This is a genomic window from Halobacillus naozhouensis, from assembly GCF_029714185.1.
GTDB classification, from domain to species: domain Bacteria; phylum Bacillota; class Bacilli; order Bacillales; family Halobacillaceae; genus Halobacillus_A; species Halobacillus_A naozhouensis.
The window spans coordinates 2,402,551-2,427,256 of the sequence record NZ_CP121671.1; the positions used below are offsets into that span (position 1 = coordinate 2,402,551).

At 39.2% G+C, this 24,706-nt stretch carries 27 protein-coding genes and 6 tRNA genes; 11 read left to right on the forward strand and 22 right to left on the reverse strand.

Features of this window, described 5'->3' with window-relative positions; all coding sequences use genetic code 11:
- The first annotated feature begins 52 nt into the window (after positions 1 to 52).
- From P9989_RS12620 to P9989_RS12650, 7 genes are all read left to right on the forward strand, one after another.
- The gene (locus P9989_RS12620) at positions 53 to 1,009 is read left to right on the forward strand and encodes a type II secretion system F family protein (RefSeq protein ID WP_283078907.1); all 957 of its coding nucleotides are present in this window, start codon (positions 53 to 55) and stop codon (positions 1,007 to 1,009) included.
- Between the two features lie 14 nt (positions 1,010 to 1,023).
- Positions 1,024 to 1,326 carry a competence type IV pilus major pilin ComGC gene (gene comGC, locus P9989_RS12625; RefSeq protein ID WP_283075267.1) on the forward strand — a complete coding sequence of 101 codons (303 nt, stop codon included), beginning with the start codon at positions 1,024 to 1,026 and terminating at the stop codon, positions 1,324 to 1,326.
- A complete protein-coding gene (locus P9989_RS12630; protein ID WP_283075268.1) occupies positions 1,289 to 1,768 on the forward strand; it encodes a prepilin-type N-terminal cleavage/methylation domain-containing protein in 480 nt (159 codons plus the stop codon). The genes comGC and P9989_RS12630 overlap by 38 nt, the downstream gene beginning before the upstream one ends.
- A complete protein-coding gene (locus P9989_RS12635; protein ID WP_283075269.1) occupies positions 1,758 to 2,078 on the forward strand; it encodes a type II secretion system protein in 321 nt (106 codons plus the stop codon). Before P9989_RS12630 ends, P9989_RS12635 begins: the two co-directional genes overlap by 11 nt.
- The gene (gene comGF / locus P9989_RS12640) at positions 2,062 to 2,478 is read left to right on the forward strand and encodes a competence type IV pilus minor pilin ComGF (protein WP_283075270.1); all 417 of its coding nucleotides are present in this window, start codon (positions 2,062 to 2,064) and stop codon (positions 2,476 to 2,478) included. Before P9989_RS12635 ends, comGF begins: the two co-directional genes overlap by 17 nt.
- Positions 2,447 to 2,899 (forward strand): hypothetical protein, encoded by a 453-nt coding sequence (locus P9989_RS12645; RefSeq protein ID WP_283075271.1) that lies wholly within the window; start codon positions 2,447 to 2,449, stop codon positions 2,897 to 2,899. Before comGF ends, P9989_RS12645 begins: the two co-directional genes overlap by 32 nt.
- Before the next feature lie 232 nt (positions 2,900 to 3,131).
- Entirely contained in the window at positions 3,132 to 3,377 is a 246-nt protein-coding gene (locus tag P9989_RS12650) for a DUF2626 domain-containing protein (RefSeq protein WP_079530641.1), read from the forward strand.
- Between the two features lie 86 nt (positions 3,378 to 3,463).
- Here P9989_RS12650 and P9989_RS12655 read toward each other — a convergent pair whose 3' ends face one another.
- Positions 3,464 to 4,087: an MBL fold metallo-hydrolase gene (locus tag P9989_RS12655; protein WP_283075272.1), complete on the reverse strand. Its 624-nt coding sequence runs from the start codon at positions 4,085 to 4,087 to the stop codon at positions 3,464 to 3,466.
- Positions 4,088 to 4,247: 160 nt separating this feature from the next.
- On the opposite strand from P9989_RS12655, the gene P9989_RS12660 reads away from it, so the two are divergent.
- Positions 4,248 to 4,412, forward strand: a complete 165-nt coding sequence (locus tag P9989_RS12660) for a DUF2759 domain-containing protein (RefSeq protein ID WP_079530272.1) — start codon at positions 4,248 to 4,250, stop codon at positions 4,410 to 4,412.
- A gap of 125 nt (positions 4,413 to 4,537) precedes the next feature.
- Here P9989_RS12660 and P9989_RS12665 read toward each other — a convergent pair whose 3' ends face one another.
- The 3 genes from P9989_RS12665 to P9989_RS12675 all read right to left on the reverse strand — a co-directional run bounded on the left by P9989_RS12665 (position 4,538) and on the right by P9989_RS12675 (position 7,821).
- Positions 4,538 to 6,415, reverse strand: a complete 1,878-nt coding sequence (locus P9989_RS12665) for an LTA synthase family protein (protein WP_283075273.1) — start codon at positions 6,413 to 6,415, stop codon at positions 4,538 to 4,540.
- Between the two features lie 237 nt (positions 6,416 to 6,652).
- On the reverse strand, positions 6,653 to 7,606 hold the full coding sequence (locus P9989_RS12670; protein ID WP_283075274.1) for an ROK family glucokinase: 954 nt from the start codon (positions 7,604 to 7,606) through the stop codon (positions 6,653 to 6,655).
- Positions 7,603 to 7,821, reverse strand: a complete 219-nt coding sequence (locus tag P9989_RS12675) for a YqgQ family protein (RefSeq protein ID WP_283075275.1) — start codon at positions 7,819 to 7,821, stop codon at positions 7,603 to 7,605. The genes P9989_RS12670 and P9989_RS12675 overlap by 4 nt, the downstream gene beginning before the upstream one ends.
- Positions 7,822 to 8,097: 276 nt before the next feature.
- Between P9989_RS12675 and P9989_RS12680 the strand changes: the two genes are divergently transcribed.
- A complete protein-coding gene (locus tag P9989_RS12680; RefSeq protein ID WP_283075276.1) occupies positions 8,098 to 8,949 on the forward strand; it encodes a hypothetical protein in 852 nt (283 codons plus the stop codon).
- On the opposite strand, the gene P9989_RS12685 is transcribed toward P9989_RS12680, so the two are convergent.
- From P9989_RS12685 to rpmG, 3 genes are all read right to left on the reverse strand, one after another.
- The gene (locus P9989_RS12685) at positions 8,943 to 10,469 is read right to left on the reverse strand and encodes a rhomboid family intramembrane serine protease (protein WP_283075277.1); all 1,527 of its coding nucleotides are present in this window, start codon (positions 10,467 to 10,469) and stop codon (positions 8,943 to 8,945) included. The genes P9989_RS12680 and P9989_RS12685 overlap by 7 nt on opposite strands.
- A 382-nt stretch (positions 10,470 to 10,851) precedes the next feature.
- A complete protein-coding gene (locus P9989_RS12690) occupies positions 10,852 to 11,412 on the reverse strand; it encodes a 5-formyltetrahydrofolate cyclo-ligase (protein ID WP_283075278.1) in 561 nt (186 codons plus the stop codon).
- 51 nt (positions 11,413 to 11,463) lie between these two features.
- Entirely contained in the window at positions 11,464 to 11,613 is a 150-nt protein-coding gene (gene rpmG, locus P9989_RS12695) for a 50S ribosomal protein L33 (protein ID WP_079530279.1), read from the reverse strand.
- Between the two features lie 235 nt (positions 11,614 to 11,848).
- On the opposite strand from rpmG, the gene P9989_RS12700 reads away from it, so the two are divergent.
- Both P9989_RS12700 and P9989_RS12705 read left to right on the forward strand, forming a co-directional pair.
- Entirely contained in the window at positions 11,849 to 12,217 is a 369-nt protein-coding gene (locus P9989_RS12700; protein ID WP_283075279.1) for a hypothetical protein, read from the forward strand.
- Positions 12,214 to 12,669: an MltG/YceG/YrrL family protein gene (locus P9989_RS12705; RefSeq protein WP_283075280.1), complete on the forward strand. Its 456-nt coding sequence runs from the start codon at positions 12,214 to 12,216 to the stop codon at positions 12,667 to 12,669. The genes P9989_RS12700 and P9989_RS12705 overlap by 4 nt, the downstream gene beginning before the upstream one ends.
- A gap of 46 nt (positions 12,670 to 12,715) precedes the next feature.
- Here P9989_RS12705 and phoU read toward each other — a convergent pair whose 3' ends face one another.
- The 15 genes from phoU to P9989_RS12780 form a co-directional block, all read right to left on the reverse strand.
- Positions 12,716 to 13,372: a phosphate signaling complex protein PhoU gene (gene phoU, locus P9989_RS12710; protein ID WP_283075281.1), complete on the reverse strand. Its 657-nt coding sequence runs from the start codon at positions 13,370 to 13,372 to the stop codon at positions 12,716 to 12,718.
- Between the two features lie 26 nt (positions 13,373 to 13,398).
- On the reverse strand, positions 13,399 to 14,250 hold the full coding sequence (pstB, locus tag P9989_RS12715; RefSeq protein WP_283075282.1) for a phosphate ABC transporter ATP-binding protein PstB: 852 nt from the start codon (positions 14,248 to 14,250) through the stop codon (positions 13,399 to 13,401).
- 22 nt (positions 14,251 to 14,272) lie between these two features.
- The gene (gene pstA, locus P9989_RS12720) at positions 14,273 to 15,151 is read right to left on the reverse strand and encodes a phosphate ABC transporter permease PstA (protein WP_283075283.1); all 879 of its coding nucleotides are present in this window, start codon (positions 15,149 to 15,151) and stop codon (positions 14,273 to 14,275) included.
- Positions 15,151 to 16,098, reverse strand: coding sequence for a phosphate ABC transporter permease subunit PstC (pstC, locus tag P9989_RS12725; protein ID WP_283075284.1), 948 nt, complete (start codon positions 16,096 to 16,098; stop codon positions 15,151 to 15,153). The genes pstA and pstC overlap by 1 nt, the downstream gene beginning before the upstream one ends.
- 79 nt (positions 16,099 to 16,177) lie before the next feature.
- A complete protein-coding gene (locus P9989_RS12730; protein ID WP_283075285.1) occupies positions 16,178 to 17,155 on the reverse strand; it encodes a PstS family phosphate ABC transporter substrate-binding protein in 978 nt (325 codons plus the stop codon).
- 159 nt (positions 17,156 to 17,314) lie between these two features.
- Positions 17,315 to 19,432 (reverse strand): peptidoglycan D,D-transpeptidase FtsI family protein, encoded by a 2,118-nt coding sequence (locus tag P9989_RS12735; protein ID WP_283075286.1) that lies wholly within the window; start codon positions 19,430 to 19,432, stop codon positions 17,315 to 17,317.
- Positions 19,433 to 19,522: 90 nt separating this feature from the next.
- Positions 19,523 to 20,758, reverse strand: coding sequence for an MFS transporter (locus tag P9989_RS12740; protein WP_283075287.1), 1,236 nt, complete (start codon positions 20,756 to 20,758; stop codon positions 19,523 to 19,525).
- Positions 20,759 to 20,863: 105 nt separating this feature from the next.
- Positions 20,864 to 21,478, reverse strand: a complete 615-nt coding sequence (locus tag P9989_RS12745; protein WP_283075288.1) for a superoxide dismutase — start codon at positions 21,476 to 21,478, stop codon at positions 20,864 to 20,866.
- A 233-nt stretch (positions 21,479 to 21,711) separates the two neighbouring features.
- Positions 21,712 to 21,787, reverse strand: a tRNA-Phe gene (locus P9989_RS12750).
- 204 nt (positions 21,788 to 21,991) lie between these two features.
- Positions 21,992 to 22,068 (reverse strand) — tRNA-Met (locus P9989_RS12755).
- A 255-nt stretch (positions 22,069 to 22,323) separates the two neighbouring features.
- A tRNA-Ser gene (locus P9989_RS12760) sits at positions 22,324 to 22,416 on the reverse strand.
- A 9-nt stretch (positions 22,417 to 22,425) separates the two neighbouring features.
- Positions 22,426 to 22,502: transfer RNA gene (locus P9989_RS12765), tRNA-Ile, on the reverse strand.
- 4 nt (positions 22,503 to 22,506) lie between these two features.
- Positions 22,507 to 22,582: transfer RNA gene (locus P9989_RS12770), tRNA-His, on the reverse strand.
- Positions 22,583 to 22,682: 100 nt separating this feature from the next.
- Positions 22,683 to 22,756: transfer RNA gene (locus P9989_RS12775), tRNA-Met, on the reverse strand.
- Between the two features lie 210 nt (positions 22,757 to 22,966).
- Positions 22,967 to 24,604 (reverse strand): Na/Pi cotransporter family protein, encoded by a 1,638-nt coding sequence (locus P9989_RS12780; protein ID WP_283075289.1) that lies wholly within the window; start codon positions 24,602 to 24,604, stop codon positions 22,967 to 22,969.
- Between the last annotated feature and the right edge of the window lie 102 nt (positions 24,605 to 24,706).

Consider the following 24,706-nt stretch of genomic DNA (forward strand, 5'->3'; position numbering starts at 1 on the left):
AAAACTCCCCATTCGTAAACAAATCTTATTCCTACGAAGGATCTGCCACTTATTGGACAGGGGGTTTCCGTTACTGGAGGCTCTTAAAATGACCAGTTGGGATCCATCTTTAGCCCCAATCACCCATACGATAACTGAACAACTCAAGAGCGGTCAGCCTATGGACACAGCTTTCAAACAGGCCAGTTTTTCCAGGAATGTTGTGTCCTTTCTATTTTTCGCACGTATTCATCAAGATCTACCCTCAATGTTTATGCAATGCGCTGACTTGTTACACATTCAAGAAGAGTACACAAGAAAGCTCAAGCAAGTAATGAGGTATCCGCTTTTTTTACTCATCTTTGTAATTATCGCATTTAGTGTAATAAAGCGTACAATCATCCCAAGTTTTCAATCCTTATTTGAGAGTGAGGCTTCTAAACCATTAAGCTTGATTGTATTAAATACGATTGATGTGGGGATAACAGGTTTTTGTTATATGGCCGTTGTGATTATTTTAGCGTTGGTTCTATTTAAACTGTACTTACCTAAGCTGACTATTGGCCAAAGGCTGAAAGTCTACGAAAAGACCCCTCTCCTTAAAGAATATCAAATGTTCACCGTTACTTTTCTTTTTTCCACCCATCTAAGTTCTCTGCTCAAAGCTGGCTTATCACTTAAACACGCCCTGGAAATCATAGCCGGGCAAACTAAATATATCATCCTGTCTCATTATGCAAAGGTGATTTTAGCCAGACTGAATGAAGGCATGCTTCTCGGCCAGTCTGTCCATCCTTGTTCATTAATTAAAGGAGATGTAACAACTATTTTTCATCACACAAATGATCTTGATACATTAAGCAAAGAACTACAAGTTTATTCAGAATTACTCATTGATCAGCTAAAAGAAAAGCTAACCCATACGATGCAGTTCATACAGCCTGTCTTCTTTATGATCATTGCCTGTGTAGTTATTCTGATTTATGCCTCCATCATGCTGCCCATGTACCAATGGATGGAACAAATATAGAAGGGAGCACTCCATTGAAGAACCAAAAAGGATTTACTCTTATCGAAATGCTCATCGTGCTTTTAATTATATCGGTATTGCTCGTAATTACGATTCCTAACCTCGCTAAAAATAACGAAACGATCCGGTCAAAAGGATGTGAAGCACTCGTGCTAACTGCGGAAGCTCAAGTACAAGCCTATAAAATTGATCAAGATACATTTCCCGAATCACTAGATATCCTTGTGACTGAGAAGTATTTAAAGCAGAAAACATGTCCAAATGGGAAAGAGCTGAACTATGTACCGGACACAGGTACAGTCACCAATCCGAATTGATATGAATCAAAGTCAAACGGGATATACGCTCAGTGAAGTAATGATTGTTCTCGTGGCATTTTCTGCAATCCTGGCAGTTGTTGTCCCCTTTCATCATCAAGTTGTAGCAACAGTAAAAGTTACCCATTATTTGGAACAGATAGAAAATGATTTGCTTTTAGCGCAACAACTCACTATGCAACACCATCCCCACTACTGGGTTATGATCCGTCCTGATCAACGCGATTACTACCTTTATGACTATGCTAATAGAAAAATTTTGCTACACCGTAAATTTCCAAAGGAATGGGCAATCCGTTTACCAACACTTGAAATCCCTATACAATTTAATGCCTCTGGTTCAATTCAAAATCCAGGAACGATGGTCTTACTTACTCCTAAAGCTAACTATAAACTAACCTTTCCTTTTGGTAAAAGCCGGGTAACGATTCATGAACAATAAAGGATTTACAGTTGTTGAAGTCATCTGTGCATTTGGAGTATTGCTAATAATAGCTACATCTATCCTTCCCTTATTAGGAGAATTAAGGCTTTCACAAAAAGAACTTGCAGAGGAACGAGCAATCATTAGCAAGCTGCAGAATGAACTATTGAAGTACAAGCTTCACCCGAGAGAAGAGTATCCCTTTACTAAGGAATATGATTTGATGACGGTAACTTATAAAAAACAGCCATCCCTTCTCGAGGCATGCGCAACATGGGAAACTCGGCGTGATCATAAGGAGCTGTGCTTGTATGCTAGCCGGCAATAACAGAGGATTTACATTGATCGAATCACTATTTTGTTTAACATTGCTTTCAGTTCTGCTAACCTTAAGCCTTCCTTTGCTTAAATTTATTGATAGTCCTGCCTATTCTGCCGATCTGTCCGCACATCAATTTTTCACCTTTATTGAAGGAGAAATCAATCAATCGTTAAAGGTGATCTCCTTAAACAACGAACTATCTATTACCGATCCTGATGAGCGGCTCATAACGATCTCAAAGTATAATGATGGTGTTAGAAGGCAAGTTGACCAAACTGGACACGAACTGCTGATTACAAACATTCAGAACCTTACATTCACTCAGAAAAATCATCTTCTTACTGTATCTTTAGTTCTTAAGGATGGGACGACATATGAAAAAGTATTATATTTGCCTCCTCAGTAATGAGAGGGGAATTATTTTCCCCTGGGTATACGCTTTAGGCAGTATCCTCATCTTGCTAACCGTCTTTGCTGCCGCACAGTATAAAAGTCAAATTCTTTCCACACATGTGTTAAAAGAATATTATCAACTTCAGAGTCTCTTCCATTACAGCCATGATCAGCTGTTAGTAAAACTAAACGGGCAAACGCATTATACTGAAGTCCTTTCCGAGCAATTTATCCTTCCTTTAGGTCAATCAACAGTTGATTGCACACTTACTGCGGGAAGATATGACTGCAAATGGCAACTAAAATTAATAACAGGAACTACAAAGCAAATTAATCGTTTTTACGAATTAAGCCAGTACAGTTCAATAAACGCGGCTGCACATAATCGCAGCCGTGTTTTATGTTTTATGCATAATGTATCTCTTTTTCCATAAGACTAATATAACCTTATAACCTCTACTTCTTGGGGATAATGCCGCTTCAATGTATATAGTTATAATCGCTTGATACCCGCACATTAAACTAGGTGCATTAAACTAGGTGCAGTAATCCATTCCAACAAAGAAGCGGGATTCACTAACAAGATTTATTTACATTCCCTGAAGGGTCGTTTATAATATGAATGATAGTTTAATGATGAAAGATGAAAAAGGAGGGGGAAGAAGCATGGATCGCATGTTTCGAGTGATGGCGTTTTGGACTGGTATATTTACCGTCATGTTTTATGCTGGCGACATGATGGAAGCAGCATTATTATCTCTCGTTCAAACTGCCTTTTTCCTTACAATTGGCTACCTTAAACTGTCTGAGCGTATGTATATTTACATATTTTTCTCGTACTTGACAGTATTTATGATCGGATTTACTTATTATTCATCATTTATTCTCGTACCGTCTTTCGGTGGTCACTAAAAAAATCCTGTTATCCAGAGTTGGATAACAGGATTTTTTTATTTAGTAGCCAATTAGGGATAGTTACTTTTTTTCAGGGAGGACTTTTAAGTGAAAAATGGATTACTCGTTTTCTCTTCGCCAATCGTTGTAGGCAAACCATGACCTGGGTATATCTTCATGTCGTTTCTCAAACTGAACAACTGATCTTGAATACTTCTGGTTAACTCATGCCGATTACCTCCCGGAAGATCTGTTCTTCCTATTCCCTGTTGAAACAGCGTATCGCCACCAATCGTAAAACGTTGCTTGCGAAATACAAATGATACGCTGCCAGGAGAATGCCCAGGCGTATGACGTACTTCAAATGAAAAATGACCAATTTCTTTCATACCAGGTTCTAAGTAAAAATCTGCGGGACTCGCCTTAATATCTCCTATTTGAAATAAAGCAGATCCGTTTAGTGCAGGGTCTGTAAGCCAATCCGATTCGGCAGCATGTAAGTGTACGGGGGCTTTATAAGCGTCTCTCGCAGCCTCTACTGCCCCAATGTGATCAAAGTGAGCGTGGGTTAACAAGATCGATTTTACATTCAAATCACGTTCAGAAATGAAGTCCTGCAATTTATCAAAATCCCCTCCCGGATCAATTACTAATGCTTGTTTATTTTCATAAACAATGTAGGCATTTGTTGCCATTGGACCTAGTGGCAGTCGTGTAATTTTCAGCATTTCCATCACCTCTTTAAAAAGATATAAAAAAATTTTAGAAGGACTCGACAAATCATGTTAGATACTATAGAATGAGTGAGTAATGAAATGAGCTACACACAGTATAACATTTTTAAAATGTAGTATGATAATAATGATCTGGAATTAGGGGGGCTTATTTGTGGTAACAGCTATTATTCTTTTTCTTGTAACAATCCTTTGTGTATGCGCGGTCTTCCGTGAAATTAAAACAAAGAATTTCTTCGCAGTACTATTTGCGGCAGCATCAGCCCTAGTCTTTGGCTGGTTCTCTGTTATGACAATTTACGCAAACTTATTTGGATAATGTATTAGACCGAACTGTTGTAACAGTTCGGTTTTTTAGTGGACTCCTGAAGGATCGGGAGTATAATGGATGCCAACTGCAAAAGCAAAGAGTCTTCCCTTTTACAGGAAGACTCTTTGTTTTTACTACTCACTGTCTTTGTTTGTAAAGTCGTAGAATCTAAACAAATCTCCATAAATAATATTATCCGAATACTCCAGTTCTTTTTCTACCTTTTGTTTGATTGGCTTACATACCTGTTTTTCGGATTGAATTGGTTCACCAGTTTGCCTGTCATAACATGTTCCCTCAGTATATACATATTTCTCGGTAATGAAACTTCCATCCCTTAGTGCTGTAAACTTCTGCTGATCATCCAGAAACATATCTGTCCCAAACGACAAGTCTTTTTCAGCCTTTATACCAAGCAGACTTAATAAGGTTGGTTTAACATCGATTTGTCCCACAACCTCCTCGCGAATTTCTCCATTTTTATAGCCAGGTATATGGACCATAAATGGCACGCGTTGCAATTGGATATGCTGATAAGGAGTAATTTCCTTATTTAAAAAATCTCCCATTGCACTATTGTGGAACTCACTGATGCCATAATGGTCTCCCATAAGGATTATAACGGAATCCTTGTATATCCCGGCATCTTTTAGTTGTTGAAAGAACTGTTTGAGTGCTTCATCAGTATAACGAGCGGTTTGGAAATAACTATTTAACGTCTCAGAACTTGAATCGTACTTATCAATGTTTGCTTCATCTTCCGGCAGTTCAAACGGAAAGTGATTTGTAAGAGTTATAAATTTACTATAAAAAGGTTTTTCTTGCTGTTTCAATTCATCAATTGATTGGGAGAAAAATGCTTTGTCACCAAGTCCCCAGCCGAATGAATTCTCTTTCGTTACCTCGTATGCCTGTTCACCATAAAACTTATCGTACCCCATCGTATCGTACATAACGTCCCGGTTCCAGAAACTCTTATTGTTAGCATGGAAAACGGATGTTGTATACCCATGACTATTTAGGATTTCAGGTAAGGCATGATATTCATTTTGAGCATGGGTGAAATAAACAGCACCCCTGCCTAATGGGTAAAGCGAATTTTCTACAATAAACTCTGAATCAGAGGTTTTTCCTTGAGCAGTTTGATGATAGAAGTTCTTAAACCAAATCGTCTCTTCACTCTCTTTTAAATCGTTAAGAAACGGTGTAGTTTCCTTCCCATTGATTTCTGAATCCAATAAAAAGTTTTGGAACGACTCTATACTAACAAAAATAACGTTTTTGTCTTCTGCAATTCCAAACAGCTCTGATTTTTCATCTGTATCAGAATTTTCGTTAATATAATTTTTAATTTCACTGATTTCACTGCTATCCGCGAAAACGCGCTGTGCCTTGGTTTTCGTTTGCATCATAGCATCATACATATGATAGTTATACACACCGATGTTTTTCACTAAATACTCGCGGTCAAAGGCGCGTACAAACAACATCGGACGTTCCAATTCAGCGAGTGCAACATTTCCAGATAACATTAGAAAAGTGACGGCCGTCGCCGCAATCTTTCCGCTTTTTGAAAAATTCACTGACAGATCCATTGTTTTTTTGCTCGTAAGGATCCAAATGATCACAACATCAGCAAACAGAAGCAAATCCCCTAAATGAATCAGTGTAAAGATGCTCGTAGTTAAATCTGCTGCATTGTTTCCCTGAAATAAGACAGGAATAGTGATGAAGTCAGTAAAGTTTCTATAAAATAACAAGTTTATATAAAGAACAAGAGAACCGATTACAGCGGTCCACCTTAAATATTTCATTTGATTCTTGGGTTTCAACCAAACACTAATGGCAAAAATTAAATAAGCACTAGCTATCGGGTTGAAGAACAGGATAAATTCCTGCAATGCATTTTCTATAGTTAGTTCAAACATGAACCTGTACACAAAATAGGTTTTCAAACCAAATAGAAAAGAGGCAATAACGAATAATGGTATTCGCGGCTTGTTCCATTTCATCAATGTTCCTCCTCCATCCAGTGCATTCATAATTATTACATATGATTTACTTGGACATTATCTCTCTTTAATAAATTCCACGTATCATAATTATTAAACTGGTTCCTTGTATATGACGAAAAAAAAACCATAAAAGTTTCATGTTTTTCTGGATTTACTCATCTATTTTACTTGATGGGATTTCAAAAAGAAACCCACATGAATAGGAAAAGAAGCCCAATTGAAGGCTTCTTTTCCTTAGAGGTTCTCTTTAACTAAATAGGCACCGCCAATTACTCCGGCATCATTCCCAAGTTCAGCTATTTCAAAGGTACAAGCTTCAAACGTGCGAGCTAAAGCATAAGATTTAAATGTTTCTTTAAGAGGATTTAACAATTGATCTCCGGCTTTCGAGACTCCCCCGCCAATTATTACTTTATTTGGATTCACCGCAATTGCCAAATTAGCAATCGCTAATCCAAGCGTATCCGTGACAGATGTAAGGACTTTATTGGCGGCAGGGTCATGCGCTGCTGCGGCCCGAAAAACATCCTTTGCTGTCAGGTCTTCTACTTTATTTAACGAAGAGTCCGGGATAGTGACCAATGCTTCTTTGACTTTCCTAACGATCGCTGTTGCCGAAGCTTCCGTCTCAAGACATCCTGTTTTCCCACAGTTACAAGGGGCACCTCCATTAGAGATAACAGTCATATGCCCAATTTCAGCGGCCATTCCATTTGCCCCGCTAATAATTTGACCATTAGCAATGATGCCTCCCCCAACACCTGTCCCTAGTGTTACAGCGATCACATTTTCAGCTCCATTACCTGCACCGAGCCAGTTTTCGCCAAGAGCAGCTAAATTAGCGTCATTGTCTACCCATACAGGGTATCCCGATAGTTTTGACAACTCGTTTCCGAAATCATAATCTTCCCAGCCAATATTCACGGCCACGTAAATAAAGCCCGTTTTCGTATTAATGAAACCTGGAGCACCAACTCCAATTCCTAGAATATTGGACTTATGTATATCTAATTCAGAACGAGCCGCTTCTATTGCTTCATGAATATCATATGCAATATGTTTTCCTCGTTGACTCTTATTAGTGGGTATTTCCCATTTTTTAAAAATTTCACCTTTTGTTGAAAGCACAGCAAGTTTTATTGTTGTACCACCAATGTCGACCCCAAAACAATACTTGTCACTACTCATTTATTTGCCTCTCCCTTATGTTCATCTTGCATTTTAGCGATTTCAGTACGAAGCAACAAAATCGCCATATTGTAATCTTCCCCTGAGATACACTGCGATTGATTTAATTCCTTTACCTCTTGTTCCATTAGCTGTAACTCTGCCAAGCGATCCCCTACATAAATAAAAGTACCAAATTGTTTTAAAAATTGCTGAATATCATAAATTGTTCTCACTATTATCACCTTTTTCATTATACCAATGTAGTTTAAGAATGAAAATGTAAAACCCACAATGTGTGTACTTACTCCATTCAGTTACTATTTTTTTGCATGTAAATTCCTTCAATCACATAAGTTTATACAACCTATTATTAAATCACTGTTGGAACCCAGATGACTGATTGAGATAACAGAGACCTTCCCTTTGATCACATGATAGTGGTCATTGGACAAGACATGCTTATTTTTCAGTAACTACTTACGAATTTTTCAAAGAAGGAGATGCTCGACATGAAACACATATGGATGTTCGCCATTATAGGATTTCTAGCCATCTTATTCTCTTATTTCTTTATGAGTTCCGAAGATCTGGCGGTTATTAAATACTTTCCGATTGATGAAACTCATCACTTCATCGAGGCCCAGACTACTATTACGACTTCCAATGATGAAAAAAATGACCAAATTAGATGGACCATATCTTCTGCTAGTAATGAAACGATGTATTTACGCCAGGATGTCTCCCTTTTATATGTAAATGGTCGATTGAAAGGCGTAGTGAATAAATGGGAAGAAAACGCTCAACACATAGAAAAAGAATCAATCCTTCAAAGCGAAGATAGTAAAAAGTATGAGGCGATTTCCTTTCACCACGGTGAAATTCATGAGAATAACGGAGAGATAAAAAGCATCCAAGCTACATCTAACGATACTCTGTACCTTATTGACTCTCCACATTCAAAAGAAGAAGCCTTCCAAGAGCCTCAGTCAGATGAAGAGGAAGAATGGGCAAACAAACTGGACCATGCGATTCAACAGCAGTTAGAAGCACAGTGGGACGAGCTTATTCATCATTATCAGATCCCAAGAGAGAAATATATACACGTTCCTTTAACAGGTCTTACCGCCTTTAGTAAAGATCATCCTTTTCCAGGTACGACAGCAGCCGATTTTGACCGAATACTTGGCCAACTTTGGGAAGGACTGTACAAAAACTATGTGATCGGGATTGAAGACTCGCAAACCAAGCATCCTATCCAAAGCTATATCCCTCTTCTGCTTCTAGACAAAAACGGGAAGCATTTAATCGTTCTATATGAGGACGATGCGGGAACTAAACATCAACTCATCCAATATTATTGATCAAAACTTTTTAATAAATCTTGAAACTGCTCACGTTCAGGTTTTAAACGTGAAGCTTTATTTGCATGTGTTTCAGCCTTATCCATCATACCTGCTTGTCGGTAAAGCAGTGCTAAATTGAAATGGGCCTCTGCAAACTCAGGATCTAAAGCAATGACTTGGGCAAGATCCTCGATCGCTTTAGTGTATTGTTCGGTTTTTGTATAAGCATAGGACCTATTGAAAAGTAATTCGGCTTGGTAATTACCGGGTTTCTCAAGAGCCTCTGTTGTCAGGTTGATGGCTTTTCGATAATTTTGTTCCTCAATTAAGTTTTGAGACAGTTGAACTTCAATGAGGGCATAAGACCGATTATCCACCTGTTGAATCCCTAAAACGATCATCATTCCAATCGCTGCCGTGTAAATCAAGACGGACAGACTTTGGAGGAACCATTGTCTCTTTTTAGGAAGATTGCATATAGCAGAAGCAATAAACCCGCCTATTAATCCTCCCATGTGGGCTCCATTATCAACTTGCGGCACGAGCAGACCAAAAGCAATGTTTATGCCGATAACAACAAATAAATTATAACCCATTGTTCGAAAAAACAACCTTTTGTGATGCACACCAAAATATAACAAGGCACCGAACAAGCCAAAGATGGCCCCGGAAGCGCCTGCAGCAACTTGAGGATTTAACATAAAGCTGGCTATTCCGCCAAAAATACCTGCCATAAAATAAATCCATGTAAACCGAAACGTACCATAAATTCGTTCTACAGCTGTACCTAAGTAGTATAGTGCCAACATATTCATAAGTAGATGAAGAGTTCCAATATGAAGAAACATTGAACTCAGGATACGCCACCATTCACCGCTGACAATAGCAGGATTATACTTGGCTCCGTATTCAATCAGTGTAATAATTGAAGTCGAACTGCCTGTAAACTCAATAAATAAGTACATTAGTATATTAACAGCCAGAAGCACGTAGGTCAGCAACGGCTTTCCATAAGTGAATAGGGCCTGCGTATCATGCTTTCTCTTACGTTGACTTCTTTCCATATGATCTTTCAAGTAATGAACATGCGTTTCTGCGTCATGTTCGCTTAATTCTAGTGACCATTCAGGGGGCGTTATTCCTAAATCGTTGTATAAGTTATAAATTCCTTCTCGTTTATGGTCATCATCTAAATAAACAATATTTGTATTTAATGGAAGTTGGTCCTTATTAATCTTCTCCCATTCGTCAACTGGAGGGTATTGAGAAATGTAGAGACAGTGAACCACTATTTTTCTATTGCGAAACAAACGCCGATTTTGCTTGATTTGTAAATGAATGTTTTCCAAATCGCGGACTAACTGGCTACGCCAATCAAACTGAGCATGGTATAGCCGGAAAACATGTGTTTTACCCTTTATATCTTTTTCAAGCCATATTTCACTACTGTTCTTATTTACATGTAATACCTCGAAATTTTGTCCGTCGACAAGATCCTGCGCAATCTTCCATAAAAAATAATCTTGTTTAATATACAAATTTTCCCCTCCTTGCTAACCCTTATCATAGCACGATGCCCTTCGATGAAGCGAAACCCCTGTTTAATAAGTTGTATTGTAAAATCAAAACCGGACTGTCAGCTGATCTGACAGTCCGGTTTCATTTAAACATATTAGAAAGAAACTTCCTTCTTACATACGGCATGCTCATAGTTTGCTGAATAAGCCAGTGCCTTAAATACGGCACAGTTGACAACACGTCAAAAACTTTATAACGGCAACGATAAAGCAATGTCCCCAAAGAGAAAACAATAACCATCCATGTCAATATGCGAGTCATTTCACTCACCTCATTTTCATTTACGATTATTGTGCTCCATCTGGCCGTGATTATTCTTAGGTAATTTGAGAAAGTTTTTTACTAAATCGTCAGCCAGTTCTCTTCGGTAATAATATGCTGAACGGGAATATCAAACCCTTCAGAAGGCAGTTCTTCCGTTACTTGTTTTTCAGATACTAGCGAAACCGTGACTCCGTTGAAATCAGCAAGGAAGCGGTCGTAGAACCCTCCTCCAAAGCCAATTCGGTATCCTTTTCGATCGAAGATTAACCCTGGTACGATCAGCAGATCAATCTCTTTTTTCTCAATAGCTTGTGATTTAGCAGGAGATGGTTCCTGTAATCCGTAGTAAACAACTTCTAATTGCTCATAACTCTGCAAGTCATAAAATGTCAGGATTTTTAATTCTGGATCGCATTTGGGAACGACAATTTTCTTTCCTTGATCCCATGCCGCTTCTATTATAGGGTGTGTGGACCACTCGTGAGTCAGTGAAATCGTAACAGCGACGACTTCGGCCGACTTCCATAATGCTGATTGAAACAATTGATTATGTACCGCTTTTTCTATATTTCCTTTTTCCTCTTTGGAATAAGACTCCAACAGGGACTTCCCTTTAGTTCGCCATTCGCTTTTATCCATTAGGACCCCTTTCTATGCGTACAAAAAAACAGCAGGAAGAATTCCTGCTGTTTATTTTGTTTCACGATGAAGCGTATATTTACCTAATCGCGGGCTGTATTTGTTTAGCTCCAGACGCTCAGGATTGGTACGCTTATTTTTTGTAGTAATATAATTACGGTCACCAGTTTCAGTGCAAGCAAGTGTAATGTTTACACGCATGATTTATCCCTCCAAACATGATTCAATTCAACTCTATGCTAATAATCAGACCTTATAATAATATCAAATGTTTATACAGCTTTCAAGTACATATTTCTTGTCGTCTAGTAAATTTCGTAGTCGAACTTCCTCTGAGTGCCTACCGGGGCGCTTACGCTTTTGTTCTTAATCTAAGAAACACCATAGATATCCTTCTCATTCTATGGTATAAATAAAAGAGTTAGGAGTGAATAGAATGATCCCAAGTATCATTACACTTGCTTCAGTGGGTCTGATATTATTTATTGTGTCATTTTTCATGAATGACCGACTTAGAGATGTAGAAGATCAAGTGGAACAACTTTCTTTACAGTACATGCAAGAAAGTTATCAAATGAAGAAAAAATTAAATGTCCTGGAAGAGGAGTTACTCTCCAGCGATTTAACGGAAGAGATTCTAAAGCAATCTCAATCTAAACAGCAGAGTCCGCCATTAGTTGCTAAAATTGAAAACTTGCACCAATCAGGATATTCATTAGCAGAGATTGCTAAAAAAACTAATTTAAACGAATATGACGTACATTCCATTGTCCTCCAATTCAAGAATGAGGGACTTTCCAAATGAAACAAACTGTACGATCATTTTCAATCGGATTAATGGCCGCAACTCTTATGTTAAGTATTTTTTATTGGGTGGAACCAAGGGAAATGTCCGGAAAGACACCGCAGCTTTCCGAAAATGATATGATCAGCAAACTTAAAAGTGATGGATACCATATATTCACTGAGGCACAGCTCGAAAATGTTAAAAACGAGGCTAAGGCAACTCAGGAAACCACTAAAAAGACAGATACTCCTGAAAAACGGCCAGGAAAAGTAACTTTTTCGATAGCGTCCGGCATGAGTTCAACTGAGATTAGTCAAATGCTTGCTGATGCAGGATTGATTGATGATGTAGAAGCCTTTGATGAATATATGCGCAACCAAGAACTCAGTCGCTACATACAAATTGGTGAATATGAAGTTCCAAAGGGAATGACAATAGAACAAACTGCTGATATTATTACCTCAAAATAAAAGGCTGTCTCAAAAGAGACAGCCTTTAGTTATATCACTGGATTCTTTAATTTAAATCGTATGTTCTTCCTTTTACTAAATAGAAGACACTTTCGCCAATATTAGTAACATGATCCGCAAACCTCTCGATATATCGGGCAGTGTACGCCATTTGCATAATATGCTGTATTTGTTCTGGATTAATGGCTGTAAACTCAAGCAGCTCATGAACAATTTTCCCATAAAGTTCATCGATCTCATCATCCATACCAGCCAGCTTTTGAGCAAGTGAAATGTCTTCATGCTCGAAAGCTTTTAAAGCTAAGTCCACCATATCCATCGCCATTACTGCCATCTCTCGTAGTTCAGGGTTAATCTTTATCCCATGTTTATCCCCTAAATGGATAGTAGCCTTAGCTACATTTGTAGAATGATCAGCCATTCTTTCCAAATCAGATGAGATTTTGATGGCGACAATCAATCGTCGCAAATCTGTTGCGACAGGTTGTTGTTTAGCAATGGTTAAAATGGCTTCTTCATTAATTTGTTCTTCTTTAGCATCTATAAAAGCGTCATCTTCCATAATTTCTTTAGCTTTATTTACGTCTCCCTGGTAAAGCACATGAATTGCTGTATCCAGTGACTCTTTAACATCAAGTGAAAGCTGCTTTAATTGGTCTTTGATGCTTAGTAATTCCTCTTCAAATTGAGCACGAATCGGCATGCTAACCCCTGCCTTCCAGTTAATTATTATCCAAAACGACCTGTAATATAATCTTCTGTTCGTTTATCGCTTGGGTTTTGAAACAGTTCACCCGTTTCAGCAAATTCGATTAACTCACCATTTAGAAAAAAAGCTGTTTTATCTGAAATACGCGCCGCTTGCTGCATATTGTGTGTCACAATAACGATGCTATATTTTTTCTTAAGCTCTTGAACAAGCTCTTCTACTTTCAAAGTAGAAATTGGGTCCAGCGCTGAAGTCGGTTCATCCATTAAGATGACATCCGGCTCTACAGCTAGAGCACGAGCAATACATACACGCTGTTGCTGGCCACCTGACAAACCGTAGGCATTTTCATCTAAACGATCTTTTAATTCATCCCAGATCGCAGCATCTTTTAAACTTTTCTCGACAATTGCATCAAGTACTTCCTTTTTCTTAATTCCATGAACTCGTGGACCATAAGCAACATTATCATAGACGGATTTAGGAAATGGATTTGGTTTTTGAAAGACCATCCCTACTTTTGCGCGTAAATCTTCTACATGAAATCTATCCTCATAAATATTCTTATCACGATATTTAATGGTCCCCGATGTTTTAACTATCGGAACCATTTCTACCATGCGATTAAGAGCTTTTAAATAAGTTGATTTACCGCAGCCGGAAGGACCGATAATGGCTGTTACTTGTTTTTCCGGAATTTCCATATTGATTTTATATAATGCCTGGTCAGAACCGTACCACAAGTTCAAGTCCGATACTTGAAAGATTTTGCTCTCTTCCCCAGCCTCTTTCTTGTCATTGTTTATCTTAGTTCTGTTTTTGACACTTGTAGTAGTTTTCATGTCTTTTCTTTCATCCAATTTAATTGTCATTTGAAACCCTCCGCATCATAATTTATAGGCGTTTCTGAAATTTATTTCTAATGCCTACTGCAATGGCGTTCATCATCAATAACACAACGAGCAATACAATAATCCCAGCAGCTGCAACATACTGCCACTCTTCTTGTGGTCTGCCTGTCCAGTTGTAAATTTGAATCGGCATCACAGTGTATTTTGAAAGCAGAGAATCTGGTAACGTGTAAATAGCCGTTGCAGCCCCTACGATGATTAAAGGTGCAGTTTCACCTATTGCTCTGGAAAGCGCAATAATCGTACCCGTAAGCATTCCTGGAAGTGCAGCGGGAAGAATTATCCGAGCAATGGTTTGCCATTTTGAGGCCCCCATTCCATAAGATGCTTCTCTTAATTCGTTTGGAACTGAACGGATAGCTTCTTGTGAGGCAACGACTATGACAGGCAGGATCAGTAGGGCCATCGTTAACCCACCCGCTAACAACCGATAACCAACGCTGAACATATAAACGAAGAAAGTAAGTCCTAATAGTCCAAATACGATCGAAGGAACCCCAGCTAAATTTTGAATATTTGCCCGTATAAATTCTGTGAATTTATTTTTAGAAGCATATTCCTCTAGATAAATCGCTGTAGCAACCCCAATGGTAACAGCAACAGCTGCTACAATTACCATTAACATAATCGATCCGATCAGACCTGCCCATATCCCTGCCTCTTCCGGAAACGGTGCCGGGAAGCTTGTAATATAATCCCAGCTCAAATAACCAATTCCTTGATTCAGAACACGGTAGATGAGTAAGGCAAGAAAAATTAATCCAATCAACGTAGCTGAGAGAAATGCCGTTTTCATAATAGTGTTGAGCCACAATCTTCCCTTTACGTTTCGATTTACCGAATGGTTATTGCGCTCAAGCATTAGTATTCCTCCCTATACTTACGTGAAATATATTGAGATAACAGGTTCATTAATAGAGTGAAAATAAACAATGTTATCCCGACAGCATATAAACTGTAATAAATCGTTGATCCATAAGTCGTATCCCCCGTTGCAGCCTGAACAATAAAGGCGGTCATGGACTGAATAGACTCCGTCGGATTAAATGTAAGGTTAGGTGTGGCCCCAGCAGCAATTGTAACAATCATCGTTTCACCAATTGCACGAGAAATAGCTAAAACAATTGAGGAAATTATGCCGGAAAGCGCTGCGGGGAGCACGACCTTTGTGACTACCTCAAATCTAGTAGACCCAAGACCATAAGCTCCTTCCCGTAAGCTGTTCGGCACAGAGTTCATAGCATCTTCTGATAGAGAAGCTACCATTGGAACGATCATGATTCCGACAACAATTCCCGCACTAAGAGCGTTAAAGATACCCAATCCTGGAATGAATGACTGAAGAATGGGCGTGACGAAAGTCAAGGCGAAGAAGCCATAAACGACGGTTGGAATTCCCGCTAACACTTCTAATATTGGTTTAATGGTTCTTCTTACACGATCACTGGCATATTCACTCAGGTAAATCGCGGCCATCAATCCTAATGGCACGGCTACAATTGCAGCAATAGCAGTGATAAGCAATGTTCCTCCAATTAAAGGTGCCACCCCAAACTCGCCTGTCCATGGGGACCAATTAGTACCCGTATAAAACTGAACAATATTGACCTCGGAAAAGAATCCAATCGATTCTCTTAATAACGTAAACAGAATCCCGGCCGTTGTTAAAATACTTACACATGCACATAAGAATAAGAAGACTGGAATGACTTTCTCAAACGTACCTGCAAAACTCTTTCTCTGTCTTTTCTGTTCAATCAACTGTTGAATATTCAGTTGTGTTCTCTCAGACTGCAAAAGTTTATCCATCGGTAAACTCCTTTCATCCATAACCCGAGGTGAGACGATTATGTTTCGTCTCACCTCAGCTGAAAATTTTCTGTTTTATCTATTCTTCAGAAGCCCACTTTTTCACTTGTTCAAGTTGTTCTTGATAACGTTCCTCTGGAAGAGCAACATACCCTACCTGTTTCGCTGCTTCACCGGCATTTTTAAGGGTGAATTTAACGAAGTCAAGTACCTGTGGCTTCGTCTTAAGGGACTCTACATTCACGTAAGTGTAAAGAGGACGAGACAGTGGCGTGTACTTACCACTCTGAATGGTTTCATTCGTCGGTTTTACCGGCTCCCCTTCTCCATTATCAATACCCAGCACTTTAAGTTTGTCTTTGTTTTCTGCATAGTAGGCATAACCAAAGAATCCGATCGCATACGGATCGTTAGCGATTCCGCGGACAAGCACATTATCATCTTCAGAAAGAGTTGTATTTTCGCCCTCTTTCAATGGCTTTTCTTCAAGGATGACTTCATTAAAATAATCAAACGTACCGGAATCATGGCCTGGACTGAAAATTTTAATGGTTTTATCAGGCCATTCTGGATTAATATCTGACCATTTTTTGGCATCTGAAGATTCTAAGAAAATTTGTCTTAATTGCTCAACTGTAAGGTTTTTCACAAAATCATTTTGTTGACTAACTACTACAGAAATACCATCTTTAGCTATTTCAAGGGGCTCTAGTCTCACACCATTTTCCTCTGCAATAGCTTTTTCTTCTGGTTTGATCTCGCGTGAAGCATTGCTTAGATCAATTTCTCCGCGAGTGGCTTTTTTAAATCCACCACCAGTGCCTGAGCTATTAACAGTTGGAGACGTTTCAGGATGCTCTTTTTGATATTGATACGTTAATGCTTCCATGATAGGGAAGACCGTAGAAGACCCATCAATTGTAATCGGGCCAGACACTGTTGATCCCTCACCGGAACTACTTTCACCGTTTGCACTGTCATCAGATCCACACGCTGCCAACATGCCGATAATTACAATAAATGCTGATAACAATGCTGCTTGTTTAAATCTTTTCATTTCTTCTCCCCCTAGTAATTCTGAAATGATATGGAACCAGCTTTGCCAGCTCTCACTTTGTATACTAGAACTATAAATTTAAGGAGATATGAAAAGAATGTTAAGGTTATGTAAATAAGAGAGGAAAATTGCATAAAAAAATGATGCACAATATGTGCATCATTCTTCATCCTCTTCTTTTGAAAGAAGATTTTTGTCGATTCCCTCTTCTGCGCGTGTTTCCTTCAACTCGAAGTAAGCATCTAAAATTTTTCGTCCAATTTCATAATTTATCGGAGTATTTGCTCCTTTACCAACGTATGGAACCATTACAGAAAACGCAACTTCTGGATCATTATATGGGGCATAACCTACCAGGGCTAAGTTTTCTGTATTTACAACCTTCGTATCTTCTCCCCCATTAATTGGGATATATTTTGCGGTTTCTGCTGTTCCGGATTTACCAGCTGCTTTGTAGTCAACATTTTTGAAGTGACTATAAGCTGTTCCATGTGGATATCCTCCTGTAAATACTTCACGAAACCCACGTTGTACTCGTTCAATGTTTTCATCGCTCATTTCAAGCGTATTTAATACTTTAGGGTCGTACTCTTTATAAATTTCTCCTAACCCCTCACCGACACGGCTTGGGTTGTGTATTTCACTGACTAGTCTGGGCTTTAAGCGTTTGCCGCCATTTGCGATTGTTGATACGTACTGATTTAGCTGCATAGCTGTATAGGTGCTGTACTGACCGATCGCAAAGTCAAGAATGTTACCAGGGCCAGGATTATCACCTTTAAAACCTGTCGCTTCAAATGGAAGATCTATCCCTGTTTCAACACCTAATCCAAATTGCTGGAAGTTATATAAAAACCGTTTGAAAGTATCATCCTGTAAGTCTAAAGGAGCATTTCTCTCATAGTGAGCGCCGCCCATCCAAATAGCAACGAAAAACATATACACGTTGGAAGACTCTTTTAAAGCGGATAAATAGTTTACAGGACCGAGTGTTGAATAAGAGCTCTTCTCGTCTGTTCCCTTAATCTTTAATGGACGATCATAGACTGTGGTGGAAGGGGAGATAACGCCTTCGTTAAAACCAGTCAGCACAGTCGCCCCTTTGACGGTTGAACCTGGAGCATATGCATTATAGACGGCCATATGTGACCAATTAGACACCAATTCTTCACCATCTTCACGGTCATGATTATAATGTTGACCTGAAATGGCTAGAATTTCTCCAGTCATCGGGTCAGACATGACAACTATGGCATTTTCTAAGAATCGATTTTCATATGGAGCCTGCTGAACAGCTGAAATCAACTCTTCTTTTACGATTTGATCGACTTTACGCTGCAGCTCCATATCAATTGTCAACACAAGATCTTTCCCTCGAGATCCTTGTCTGACTACCTTAGAATCAACAATATTATTGCTGCTGTCAGTCGTGTATTGAACCTTTTCTTTTACTCCACGCAGCACTTCTTCATATTGCTGTTCTAGGCCACTGACTCCTACACGATCATTTCGACTATAGTCCAGTGACATGTAATATTCTAACCGTTCCCGAGGCACTCCCTGTTCTCGACTGGTAATGTCCCCTACATAATTTTTAAATGTATTCCCAAAAGGATATTCTCTTTCCCAGTCAGAAGTCACATTAATGCCTGGCAATTCTGACAGGTGCTCTGCAACAGTAGAATATTCTTTTTTAGAAATGTTTTCATTTTTAATAACATGTGGTGCTAAAGCATAAGCCTTATCCAATTCCTTTTTAATCGCAATTACTTCTTTCGTTTGGTCATCGTAAGAGTTTACTTCTTCTTCTTTAATACTATCTAACTGAAGTTGATACACTTCTCCATTATCAAGACCTGTTGCCTCTTCTTTCGTTATACGTTTTCGTACCTCTTCTTCATTTTCCAGAAAAAAGTACTCTTTTAAATCACGTGTAGTTAATACATCCTCAAATTCCATATCCATGTATTTTGCCAGCTTTTTCGCAAGTTTTAATTTGTCTTTAGGCTGGACACCCTTTGGCGGTGTATATGTAATCGAATAGAGTGGTTCATTAACAACAATTGGCCGTCCAAAGCGGTCATACATTTCCCCTCTGGGTACTGGAATCGTCGTTGTTGTGTTTTCCGTGCGGTTAACTTTTTCTTGTGCTGCTTCCCCGGTTAAAATTTGAACAACCCCCAATTGTAGGATTAGAGCTGCAAATAATAAGAAAACAACAAAAAAGATAATATTTAAACGGAAAGGGACATGTGATTTTTTCTTTTTCTTCCCCATATTTTTCCTCTCCCCTTGCTAACAAAGTTCCACATTACAGTATATCATTTATACCCCTGCCATAATAGTCGAAGCACGGAAGAAAAAGTTTCATTCCTGGACAAATTTCATTTTTTTCAAGTTGATATCTTTAATAAAGAAATACACGAGTAAATGGCCAGCACCTACGATTAGCAGGATATATGGTATTCCTGTTTCAGGCGGAATGATCATAATGGCCAGTAAAAAAGTAAGAATTGATAAAACCCGGCCTCCATCCAAGAAAATCTCCCTTACCACAATGTATTCTATCCGCATTTCCCCAGCGTTCCAGGACTTCCCAATTACATCATACGTCAAAGACACATAAGGAACGTAAAAGAATGGGAAGAAAATACCCGCAATAGCACCATAAAGAAGAAGCAGGCCAAGGCTGTCACTTATGATTAACAAAAACACAGAAAGCGACAAGGCCAATCCCGCAAAAAATATCGCTTTTTTCCTGTATCGTGGCCTTACCCATTTGCCTACTAAAAAGAAAAACAAGAACGAAAATCCAGAATAAACCAGATTAAAGACACCTAGTGAAAATTCACTTTTCGTCAAAAGGAAGATCCATATGGATACAGCAAATAAGAACGTACCTTCACGAAACCCCTGGGATACATGTGCTTGTAAAATTCGATTCCAACTGTCATTATTTTTTCTTTCATCCATGATTCTTCTGAATGAAAAGTTTCCCTTGGCCTTTCGTCTCGATAATCCAAAACTTACTATAACTGCAACGATAAACAACGTAAATGAAATACCGAAAATCACGGTATAGCCAGTAAAGTTATCTAATCTCGAAATAACAAACCCCGCAAAAAGCGGCCCCGTCATTCCACCAAACGATTGAAGAATCCCTAAAAACCCATTAAAGAAATCTCTCGTGTCTGGTTCTGTAATTTCAAATGTCAATACGTTAAAGGCTAACCAGTAAAACCCATAACCCACTCCAAGCAGAGAGCCCAAAAACAAATTATACGAAGCTGCCTGCTCCCCTATTATTAAAACCATTAGAAAAAATAAAGAGAGAACGGTTACCCCCGCTCTCAAAACGATGACTCGATCTATCCGTTTCGTCCATTTTCCAGCCAAAATAAATGTCAAAGGCTGCATAATATATATACATAAATTATATAAAGCAATCTCAGAATAACTGTTCGATTGTTTCCACAAGTAAATATTAACAAACGTACTCGACAGAAAAATCCCAAGAGAATACAGACCACCAATTAGTAATAAAAGGAGTAGATCTCTTGATACATTCTCTTGATTAAGCCAAGTCTTCAGCATTCTCATCATAGTCGTATATCTCCTTTACATTCTGTTCTTAGTGTTGGCAGAACAGAAGCAGATATACAAAAAAGAACGGCACGGAAATTTCCGTGCCGTTCTTAACTAGCTGACTTATTTAGCTGCTTCGTAACGTTTCGCTACTTCATCCCAGTTTACTACGTTCCAAAATGCTGCAACATAGTCAGGACGACGGTTTTGATAATTCAGGTAATAAGCGTGCTCCCAAACATCAAGACCAAGGATTGGAGTTTTACCTTCCATGATCGGAGAATCCTGGTTAAGCGTGTCAATGACTTCAAGCTCGCCATTATTTACTACTAACCAAGCCCAGCCTGAACCGAAACGGCCTTTGGCAGTTGCTTCGAATTTCTCTTTAAACTGGTCGAAGCCACCGAAAGTATCGTTGATTTTAGTAGCAACTTCACCAGTTGGCTCACCGCCGCCATTTGGAGAAAGAACAGTCCAGAACAAGCTGTGGTTCGCATGTCCACCACCATTACGACGAACAGCCGTACGAATATCTTCTGGGACAGCAGAAAGATTATTCGCTAAAAGCTCATCCAATGATTTGTCTTGAAGAGTTGACTGTCCTTCAAGAGCAGCATTTAGCTTCGTTACATACGTGTTATGGTGCTTCGTATGGTGGATGTTCATTGTCTCCTTGTCGATAGTTGGTTCTAGTGCATCGTAAGCGTAAGGTAATTCTGGTAGTTCAAATTTAGCCATGATTAAACTCCTCCTTTTTATAATATGTACAACTGATTAGTTCTAAGGAACCTCTCTATTGTACAATACCAAACGGTTTTTTTTGTTGCAAATTATTAGCATAACAAAATTTGCAATCCACAATTTCAATACCCTTTACCATTTTCTGATAAACATTAAATATGGTTCAAAATTATTTATTTTATAATTTGGAAATAAAAAAACAAGCAATCTTTTGCTTGTTAACGTTAAAGTGGTGGCTCGGGACGGAATCGAACCGCCGACACACGGATTTTCAGTCCGTTGCTCTACCGACTGAGCTACCGAGCCATGATTAATGAAATTTTCGTCCCTGATTTTGTGTCCAAGTAGATTCGAGGATGATCTGTGTTCGTCTCTTATAAGCTCAACGCTCTTCACAAAGACTCCCAAGCAAATTCCCCAAGATGTATTGCGGCTTCTCTACCGAGCCAGACTTTATGTAATTGGTAACCCGCTTCTGGGAGCTGACATTTTTTTATTCATAAAATCATTTGGTTGCGGGGGCAGGATTTGAACCTGCGACCTCCGGGTTATGAGCCCGACGAGCTACCAGACTGCTCTACCCCGCGACAATGTGGACGAACCTTTTATTAGGTTCCCATAATATTTTTAGTAAGACTGCTCCTCACGTTGCAAGGATACTCGTTGAAGCTTACGCTCGTCGCAAAAAAAGACTGCTCCTCACGTTGTAAGGATATTCGTTGAAGCTTACGCTCGTCGCAAGACCTTACAGGGATGTTTAGCAAGAAGTTTGACGGTCTTGCTCTACCCCGCGATAATGTGGATGAACCTCTTATTGGGTTCCCATTAGATTAATAATAGAATGGCGGAGGAGGAGGGATTCGAACCCCCGCGGGCCGTGAAGCCCCTGTCGGTTTTCAAGACCGATCCCTTCAGCCAAACTTGGGTACTCCTCCGCGATTTTATGGTGGACCCTGCAGGACTCGAACCTGCGACCGATCGGTTATGAGCCGATAGCTCTAACCAGCTGAGCTAAGGGTCCAACATGGGGCGGCTGATGGGAATCGAACCCACGAATGCCGGAACCACAATCCGGTGCGTTAACCACTTCGCCACAACCGCCATAATTAAAAGGGAATAGTATGTATGAAATTCACTCTATATTTAATGATGGATAATCGCTATCCAAGTTGACCTGAAACCATCAAACACGAGTTATTAGTAGCGGCGGAGGGGATCGAACCCCCGACCTCACGGGTATGAACCGTACGCTCTAGCCAGCTGAGCTACACCGCCATATTGATCGCTACAACGAAGCGACGCATATTAATATACCATGTTTGAAAACTGTCTGTCAACAACAATCTTTTGCATTTATGTACAAGTTATTTTTGCGACAAAAATAATATAGCATGACCTGCCACTGCTTTCAATACTTTTCATTAAAAATTTTTATAAAAAAACAGGAGGACGAATAAAAAGTAATGCCCTCCTGTTTTTGCTGCGTTATAAGCTTTCTTTTTCTCCGAGAACTTCTTCTGCAATATTCACCGCATGATCGCCTATTCGCTCAAGGTTGCTCAGCATGTCTACAAAAACAATTCCTGCTTGTCCAGAACAGACTCCTTCATTCATACGAATAATGTGTTTTTTACGGTAACTGCGTTCCATACGATCTAACTCATTTTCTTTCTGTACGACGGCCAAAGCTTCTTCCCTGTCCATACTTTCAAGTGACTTGGTCGCTTGTTTCACCGTCATTAATGTTAAATCAAGCATATCATTCAAGTCTTTTAGTGCCTGTTCAGTTAAATCAATTTTATTTGAATTCTTGTAATCGATCAATTCGATAATGTTTTCAAAATGGTCTCCAATACGTTCAATATCTCTTACGGAATCCATTAAAGCCGAATGCTTATGACTATCCTCATCTGTTAAAGAAGCTTGTGAAAGGGAAACAAGGTAATCAGTTATTTTCCTGTCTAAGTTATTGAGTGCTTCTTCAATTTGCATAGCCATTTCAGAATGCTTTTTCTGTTTATTATTTAAATACAAACTGGTTTCTTCTAAACCTTTGTAAGCATACTCACCCATGCGGATGACTTCTTCCTTGGCTTGATCTAAAGCCAGGGATGGAGATTGTTCAATGAAGATGGGGTCTAGGTGTTGCGGTTTGAATTCTATAACTGAATCGTCACCTGGTATAAGTCGGGTTACAATCCATGCTAAAACTGCTATAAACGGGAATTGTACAATAGTATTTAAAATATTAAACGATCCGTGGGCAAATGCAATGGTCATCTCAGGCTCAAGATTTAGCGCCTCCCTCAGCCAATCAACATAAGCTGTATAAGGAACTAACAGAATCAGAGCTATCGTGGTCCCAACCACATTAAATATAACATGGACGAATGCTGCTCTTCTGGCTGCTACACTAGCACCGATGGCGGCAAGAACGGCTGTTATCGTTGTTCCTATATTATCACCAAACAGTACAGGCAGCGCAGCATCCAGGCTGATCAAACCTTCCCCGAACAGACCTTGTAGGATCCCGATTGTTGCACTGGAGCTTTGTACAATTACGGTGAATAATGTACCAATAACTACCCCAAGGATCGGATTGTTACTCATGCTAACGGTAAGTTCCTGGAATGCCTCTAATGAACGGAGTGGTTTCATTCCTCCACTCATTAGTTCAAGACCGAAGAAAAGTGAACCTAGTCCGAATATAGTTTGTCCGAGATAAGTGACTCGTTTATTTTTAAAGAAGAATATTAAAAATGCACCAACAGCTAAAATAGGAAGACCATATGCTTTAATGTCGACACCAATAATAAAGGCAGTCATCGTCGTCCCGATATTGGCCCCCATAATGACACCAATCGCTTGGCGAAATGACATAAACCCTGCGTTTACAAGTCCTACAGTTAATACTGTCGTCGTCGAACTACTTTGGACTAAAACAGTTACTAAAGCACCAGAAAGAACTCCTAAAAAAGGGTTCCTCGTGAAACGATCCAGCAAATCACGTAGACGATCGCCTGCAACCTTTTGCAGACCATCTCCCATATATTTAATACCAAAAAGGAATATACCAAGACCGCCAATGAATTGAAATATCATCTGTTGAACATTGATATCCACTTTCCTCCACCCTTTCTCATCCAAATTACATTTTTTTATCTCTATAAACACCTTTCTCATTATTGCCGATCAAGATTTGGTTTGTAAAGGCAATCCAGAAAT

Coding starts and splice junctions, on each gene's coding strand:
- P9989_RS12690 (WP_283075278.1), bottom strand. CDS start 11,412: ATGGATAAAAGCGAATGGCGAACTAAAGGGAAGTCCCTGTTGGAGTCT.
- P9989_RS12740 (WP_283075287.1), bottom strand. CDS start 20,758: ATGATGAGAATGCTGAAGACTTGGCTTAATCAAGAGAATGTATCAAGA.
- P9989_RS12705 (WP_283075280.1), top strand. CDS start 12,214: ATGAAACAAACTGTACGATCATTTTCAATCGGATTAATGGCCGCAACT.
- P9989_RS12630 (WP_283075268.1), top strand. CDS start 1,289: ATGTACCGGACACAGGTACAGTCACCAATCCGAATTGATATGAATCAA.
- P9989_RS12635 (WP_283075269.1), top strand. CDS start 1,758: ATGAACAATAAAGGATTTACAGTTGTTGAAGTCATCTGTGCATTTGGA.
- P9989_RS12670 (WP_283075274.1), bottom strand. CDS start 7,606: ATGAGTAGTGACAAGTATTGTTTTGGGGTCGACATTGGTGGTACAACA.
- pstC (WP_283075284.1), bottom strand. CDS start 16,098: ATGGATAAACTTTTGCAGTCTGAGAGAACACAACTGAATATTCAACAG.
- P9989_RS12650 (WP_079530641.1), top strand. CDS start 3,132: ATGGATCGCATGTTTCGAGTGATGGCGTTTTGGACTGGTATATTTACC.
- P9989_RS12700 (WP_283075279.1), top strand. CDS start 11,849: ATGATCCCAAGTATCATTACACTTGCTTCAGTGGGTCTGATATTATTT.
- P9989_RS12680 (WP_283075276.1), top strand. CDS start 8,098: ATGAAACACATATGGATGTTCGCCATTATAGGATTTCTAGCCATCTTA.
- P9989_RS12665 (WP_283075273.1), bottom strand. CDS start 6,415: ATGAAATGGAACAAGCCGCGAATACCATTATTCGTTATTGCCTCTTTT.
- P9989_RS12735 (WP_283075286.1), bottom strand. CDS start 19,432: ATGGGGAAGAAAAAGAAAAAATCACATGTCCCTTTCCGTTTAAATATT.
- P9989_RS12745 (WP_283075288.1), bottom strand. CDS start 21,478: ATGGCTAAATTTGAACTACCAGAATTACCTTACGCTTACGATGCACTA.
- pstB (WP_283075282.1), bottom strand. CDS start 14,250: ATGACAATTAAATTGGATGAAAGAAAAGACATGAAAACTACTACAAGT.
- rpmG (WP_079530279.1), bottom strand. CDS start 11,613: ATGCGTGTAAACATTACACTTGCTTGCACTGAAACTGGTGACCGTAAT.
- phoU (WP_283075281.1), bottom strand. CDS start 13,372: ATGCCGATTCGTGCTCAATTTGAAGAGGAATTACTAAGCATCAAAGAC.
- comGF (WP_283075270.1), top strand. CDS start 2,062: ATGCTAGCCGGCAATAACAGAGGATTTACATTGATCGAATCACTATTT.
- P9989_RS12645 (WP_283075271.1), top strand. CDS start 2,447: ATGAAAAAGTATTATATTTGCCTCCTCAGTAATGAGAGGGGAATTATT.
- P9989_RS12730 (WP_283075285.1), bottom strand. CDS start 17,155: ATGAAAAGATTTAAACAAGCAGCATTGTTATCAGCATTTATTGTAATT.
- pstA (WP_283075283.1), bottom strand. CDS start 15,151: ATGCTTGAGCGCAATAACCATTCGGTAAATCGAAACGTAAAGGGAAGA.
- P9989_RS12655 (WP_283075272.1), bottom strand. CDS start 4,087: ATGCTGAAAATTACACGACTGCCACTAGGTCCAATGGCAACAAATGCC.